The organism is Inquilinus sp. (genome assembly GCF_057815775.1).
On record NZ_JBYRFX010000552.1, the window covers coordinates 1 to 5,531 of the forward strand.

Annotated in this window: 7 protein-coding genes; 2 read left to right on the plus strand and 5 right to left on the minus strand. The window is 70.5% G+C overall.

The genetic code is table 11. The features are described 5' to 3' along the window. A partial coding sequence (locus AC3XYG_RS19170; protein ID WP_489141458.1) for a DUF3142 domain-containing protein occupies positions 1–709 on the plus strand: 709 nt, incomplete at its 5' end. Between the two features lie 9 nt (positions 710–718). Here the strand turns inward: AC3XYG_RS19170 and AC3XYG_RS19175 are convergent. Then, positions 719–1,669 carry a GNAT family N-acetyltransferase gene (locus AC3XYG_RS19175; RefSeq protein WP_489141459.1) on the minus strand — a complete coding sequence of 317 codons (951 nt, stop codon included), beginning with the start codon at positions 1,667–1,669 and terminating at the stop codon, positions 719–721. A gap of 71 nt (positions 1,670–1,740) precedes the next feature. On the opposite strand from AC3XYG_RS19175, the gene AC3XYG_RS19180 reads away from it, so the two are divergent. Continuing rightward, positions 1,741–2,787, plus strand: a complete 1,047-nt coding sequence (locus tag AC3XYG_RS19180) for a YdcF family protein (RefSeq protein ID WP_489141460.1) — start codon at positions 1,741–1,743, stop codon at positions 2,785–2,787. Positions 2,788–2,815: 28 nt separating this feature from the next. Here the strand turns inward: AC3XYG_RS19180 and AC3XYG_RS19185 are convergent, their stop codons facing one another. From AC3XYG_RS19185 to AC3XYG_RS19200, 4 genes are all read right to left on the minus strand, one after another. Beyond that, complete coding sequence (locus AC3XYG_RS19185; RefSeq protein WP_489141461.1) at positions 2,816–3,256, minus strand: cupin domain-containing protein; 441 nt, start codon at positions 3,254–3,256, stop codon at positions 2,816–2,818. Beyond that, complete coding sequence (locus tag AC3XYG_RS19190) at positions 3,253–3,855, minus strand: glutathione S-transferase (protein WP_489141462.1); 603 nt, start codon at positions 3,853–3,855, stop codon at positions 3,253–3,255. The genes AC3XYG_RS19185 and AC3XYG_RS19190 overlap by 4 nt, the downstream gene beginning before the upstream one ends. A gap of 80 nt (positions 3,856–3,935) precedes the next feature. Beyond that, entirely contained in the window at positions 3,936–4,706 is a 771-nt protein-coding gene (gene gloB, locus AC3XYG_RS19195) for a hydroxyacylglutathione hydrolase (RefSeq protein WP_489141463.1), read from the minus strand. 77 nt (positions 4,707–4,783) lie between these two features. After that, positions 4,784–5,531, minus strand: a 748-nt coding sequence (locus tag AC3XYG_RS19200; RefSeq protein ID WP_489141464.1) for a DNA/RNA non-specific endonuclease, incomplete at its 5' end; no start/stop codon positions are given.

Sequence of the window (5,531 nt, forward strand, 5' to 3'; positions counted from 1 at the left end):
GCTGCTGGCGGCGCTGGCCCTGGTGGCCGCAGCACTGGCGCCGGGGCCGGCCGCCGCCACCGCCGTCGACGCCGCGGCGCATGACGCCTTCTGGCTGTGGGCCGGGGTGGTGCCGCAGCCGGTGCTGGCCCAGGCGCGGACGCTGTATGTGCTGCAGGGCCAGATCGAACAGCCGCGCCGCAACGGCAGGGTGCGGATGATCGCCCAGGGCATCGCCATCCCGCGGCTGCGCCAGGGCGAGGTCTGGCTGGCCTATCGCGCCCACACGCTGCGCTGGCCGCCGGAGATCCTGGCCACTATCCTGTCCCAGGCCCGGCGCTGGCGCGAGGCCGGCAACCCGGTGGTCGGCATCCAGATCGACTTCGACGCCCGCACCCGCCACCTGCAGGACTACGCCGCCTTCCTGCGCGACCTGCGCGGCCGGCTGCCGGCGGAGTACCGCTTGAGCATCACCGGGCTGATGGACTGGGGCAGCAATGGCGACGCCGACACCATCAACCAGTTGCGCGACGTGGTCGACGAGGTGGTGGTGCAGACCTACCAGGGCCGCCACACCATCCCGAATTACCGCGCCTATCTGGCCCGGCTGGGCCGGCTGACCCTGCCCTTCCGCATCGGCCTGGTGCAGCGGGGCGAGTACGAGGCGCCGGACGACCTGGCCGCCAACCCGTGGTTCAGGGGCTATGTCGTGTTCCTGCTCGACCGCTGAGAGGCCGCGTCAGCGCCGGCGGGACCGCCGGTAGCCGTCCAGGTTCAGCACCATCTCCACCAGATCCATGCCACGGGCGTAGCCGTCGGACACATACCGGGTCTCGACGAAGCCGTGGCGGGCGAAGAAGCCGCGGCTGTGCTGCGACGTCTCGATCGTCACCAGGCGGTAGCGCGGCTCATCCGCGATGCGGTCGAGCCGTTCGGTCAGCAGGCGCGTGCCCAGCCCACTGCGATGGCGGTCGGCGCGCACCATGCCCCAGCACAGCACCACCACCGACGGATCGCCATCGGCCCGCTGGTAGCCGCCGCAGCCGACCATCTCACCCGCCGCATTCTCGAGCACGAAATAAGGGCCGCGCAGATGGTCGACGAAATCGGTGAAATCCCGCCGCTCCTTCGCCGCGAAGAAGCGCGGCACGTTGCTGTCGAACAACGCCAGCCCGGCGGCCCGGTCCCGCGTCCGCCACGGCCGCAGCTTGACCGGCAGCAGCTTGCGCATCGTCAGCACGTAGGTGCCGGACGGGTATTCCGTGTCCGGCCGCCGCCCGGTCTCGGTGTAGCCGGCGGCGCGATACAGCGCCTGGGCCCGGGCGTTGAAATCATCGACTTCGAGCCACGCCGCGGCATGGCCGCCGCTGGCGACCTGCCCTTCTGCCGCGGCCAGCAGCGCCTGGCCGACGCCGCGGCCCCAGCGGCCGGGATCAACCTGCAGCGCGGTGATCAACCCGTCCTGACTGTGGGTCAGGCCGATCACCACCCCGCCCGCTTCGGCGACGATGATGGTGTCCAGCTCCCTGGCCACGAAGCGTTCGGCGATGCCCTCGGCGTGGTAGCGCGCCGTCACCTCTGGCGTCAGGTGCGGCGCGAAGGCGGCATCCCAGCAGCGCAGGAGAATGCGGACCAGGGCCTGCTGGTCGCCGGCGCGGGCCGGTCGGATCGATAAACGGATGTCGGACATGCCTGATTCTCCCGGCGGGGAATCTATCGTATGAACCACCCACGGGAAGGCTTTACGAAACGGACACCACCATGATGCGACGCGTCGCCTGCGGCCTGGCCCTGCTGGGCGCCCTGGCCACCCCCGCCCTCGGCTACGACGATGCGACGGACGCCCGCATCAGGACGCTGGTCGAGACCGGCATGCAATACTACTGGTCCGGCGGCGACGTGAAGAAGGCCGAGGCGGAGGTGTTCAAGGGTATCACCCTGCACGGCCGCTACGACGTGGTCGAGCAGGCCTTCACCGAGGCCTCGACCCTGGCGCCGGAACGGCTGGATTTCCGCTACGCCGTCGCCTCCACCCAGGTGATCCAGAAGAGGATCCCCGAGGCCGAGGACAGCTATCGCGAGATCACCCGGCACGATCCGCGGGCGATCGACGCCTATGCCTGGCTGGCGGCGCTGGCCCGGGTGCGCGGCGATGCCGACGCAACGGCCCTGGCCGACATCGCGCTGGCCGGCCTCGACCGTGCCCAGGCGCAGCAGTACCGCGCCCGCTTCGCCCGCGCCGAGGCGATCCTGGCCGAGCCGCCGACCACGGCGATCCCCGCTTTGCCGGGCAAGCCGGTCATCCTGGTCCTGGGCTATGCCCTGGCCAAGGACGGCACCATGGAGAAGCCGCTGCTGGATAGGCTGGGCATTGCCCTGCAGGTCGCCCAGGCCAACCCGGCGGCACGGCTGATCGTCAGCGGCGGCCAGCCTCAGGCCGGGGTGACCGAGGCCGACCTGATGACCCGCTGGCTGGTCGAACAGGGCGTCGACCGCGACCGCATCATCGGCGAGGACAAGGCCAAGGACACCGTCGGCAACGGCCTGAACGCCGCCTCGCTGATCAAGCGTCATGGCGGCGACGCGGTGATCCTGGTGACCAGTTCCAGCCATATGCGCCGGGCCCGCGTGGTGGTCGAGGAGGCGCTGGCGCAATACGGGCTGACGCTGCCGGTGGTGCCGGCGATCGCGCTCGACGCGCCGTCGCTGGACGAAGCGGCGAAGGTCGGCCCGGACGAGCGGCTGGTGGTCTATCGCGACCTGATGCGCACCGCCGGCATCTGGGCCTATCCCGGCCTGCAGCAGTAGCGGCGGCCGGCCGGGACCTGGCCGCCCATCAGCCCTGCTGCGGATCCCAGCCGGGCGCCGCCAGGGTGAAGCCTTCGAAGCGGAAGGCGGGGGCGACGACGCAGCTGACCAGGGTCCAGTCGCCCAGGCTGCGCGCCGCCTGCCAATGGCCTTCCGGCACCACGGCCTGGAAGCGATCATCGGCCAACAGATCGGGGCCGAGCCGGACCGTCTCGCCGGCCTGGCCGGTCTCGGCGATCGCCAGCGCCAGCGGCGCGCCGGCCTGCCAGATCCAGATCTCCGGCGCATCGACCGCGTGCCAGTGCGACACCTCGCCCGCCTGCAGCAGGAAATGGATGAGCGAGGCCCGGCCGCGGCCGCCCTCCGGCGGCGGGTCGCGCCACAGCTCGACGTAATGCCCGCCTTCCGGATGCGGCTTCATGCCGAGCTTGGCGATGATTTCCTGCGGCGTCATCGTCGCCCCGCTCACGCCTTGACCTCGGTCGTGGCGTAGGACGGCCGGGCGGCGAAGACGGCGTGCCAGGCGGCCAGCTTGGGATGCCCGTCGCGCCAGCGCCAGTCGCCGAAGCGCAGGTCGAGATAGCCGAGGCCGGCGGCGACGGCGACCTGGCCGATGGTCACCGGCCCGTCGAGTTCGGCCACATCGGCCTCCATCCGCGCCAGCGCCCGCAGGATCTTGGCCTTCTGGCGCTCGACATAGGGCGGGTGCTGCCGCTCTTCCGGGCGCAGCGAGGCCTCGTAGCGGATCAGCAGCGCCGCATCCTGCAGCCCGTCGGCCAGGGCCTGCCAGCGCAGCGCGCGCCAACGGTCGGGGCCGGGCGCCGGGAACAGCTTCGGCCCGTCATGCAGCGCGTCGAGGTATTCGCAGATCACCGGGCTGTCGTAGAGCGGCCCGATCTCGGTCTCCAGCACCGGGATCTTGTTCAGCGGATTGTGCCCCGACAGGCCGCTGGCCGGATCTTCGGTGCTCATGGGCACCACCTCGATCCGGTCCTGCAGGCCGATTTCGAAGGCGGCGATCCGCACCTTGCGGGCGAAGGGCGAGAACGGGCTGTACAGAAGCTGCATGGGGTCGTCCTGGGCTGGAACCGCGCAGCCCACCCCCGCCCGCATGGACGAAGATGGTACCGGCGGCCGGTTCGGATGGGTCAGAAGCGGTCCTTGCGGCCGCGGATCTCGGCGAAGACGGCGACGGGGTCGGCCCCCGCCATGCCGACCGCCGCCTGCAGCGCCGCCACATCGGCGCGCAGGAATGGGTTGGCCAGCTTCTCGCGGCCGAGCTGGGCCGGGATGGTCGGCGCCTGGCTGGCGCGGGCGTCGTCGATGTCCTCGGCATAGGCCTGCAGCACCGGATTGGCCGGGTCGATGCTGAGCGCAAAGCGGGCGTTCGACTGGGTGTATTCGTGGCCGCAATAGATCCGGGTCGTGTCCGGCAACGCGCGCAGCTTCAGCAGGCTCGACCACATCTGGTCCGGCGTGCCTTCCAGTAGCCGGCCGCAGCCCAGCGCAAACAGCGTATCGCCGCAGAACAGGACGTTTGCGTCCTCGAACCAGAAGGCGATGTGGCCGGCGGTGTGGCCCGGCACCGCGATCACCGAGCCGCGGGCGGCGCCGACCATGACGTGGTCGCCTTCGGCCACGCCGCGGTCGAGGTCGGGGATGCGCTGCGCTTCCGCCGCCGGGCCGACGATCGACGCGCCGTAGCGCTTCGCCAGCTCGTGGTTGCCGCCGACATGGTCGCCGTGATGATGGGTGTTCAGGATCCAGTCGAGACGGCCGCCCTTGGCCTCCAGCTTCGCGGCCACCGGGTCGGCTTCGCCCGGGTCGACGATGCCGACCATGCCGGTCGAATCATCCTCCAGCAGATAGGCGTAGTTGTCCTTGAGGACGGGGATCAGCGTGACGCGAAGCGAGGCCATGCGTGCTCCTGGACCAGCATTCGGGACGGGAGGCGCAGCATAGCCCCTCCCGCCGCCGGCCGCGACCCCCGGAACGGTTACAGCACGATATCGTCCAGGGACTCGATCACGGTCACGTCGGGCACCGCCTTGATCGCGCGGCGGCTGCGCGGCGCCGGCACCGACCGGTCGTCGGCGGATTTGAGGTCGCCGAAATCCAGCCCGGTGCGGCTTTCCAGCGTCGTGATCGGCAGCTGGTACAGCCGGAACTGCTCGAGCCCCAGCGCCTCGATCCGGTTCAACAGGTCGTCCTGGGTCAGCAGGAAAGCCTTGGCCTTCAGCGTGCCGGCCTCGACATAGCTGACGATCTTCCAGAAATCGCGCGGGATCGGCACGCCGCGATAGACCGGGTCGTCGTCGCGGAACACCGGGCCGCCCAGCACCGACACACGCAGCTGCTCGACCTCCACCTCCTCCAGGATCGCGTTCTCCAACAGGCCCCACAGGCCCTTCAGGCCGGACTGGTTGTAGGCCTCGTGCTGCGGCGCGATGTTGGTGAAGTAGAAAGAGTCGCGGTTGGCCCGCGCCGCCTCCTCCAGCGGCCCCCACACCAGGTCCTGGCGGCGGGCGATGTGGCCGCGGTCCAGCCGGTTGGCGACATAGAGCGCATCGTCGATCTGCCATTTCGCGTCGACCAGCGGGTCGAGCGTGAATTTGAGACCGCGGCGGCTGAGCAGTTTGATCTGGCCGCCATCGACGTTCCAGGCGACCCAGCACGCCAGCCTTCGGGCCTTGGTGACGGTCAGGGAATAATGGGTGTGGCGGATGATGGTGGTGCCGCCGACG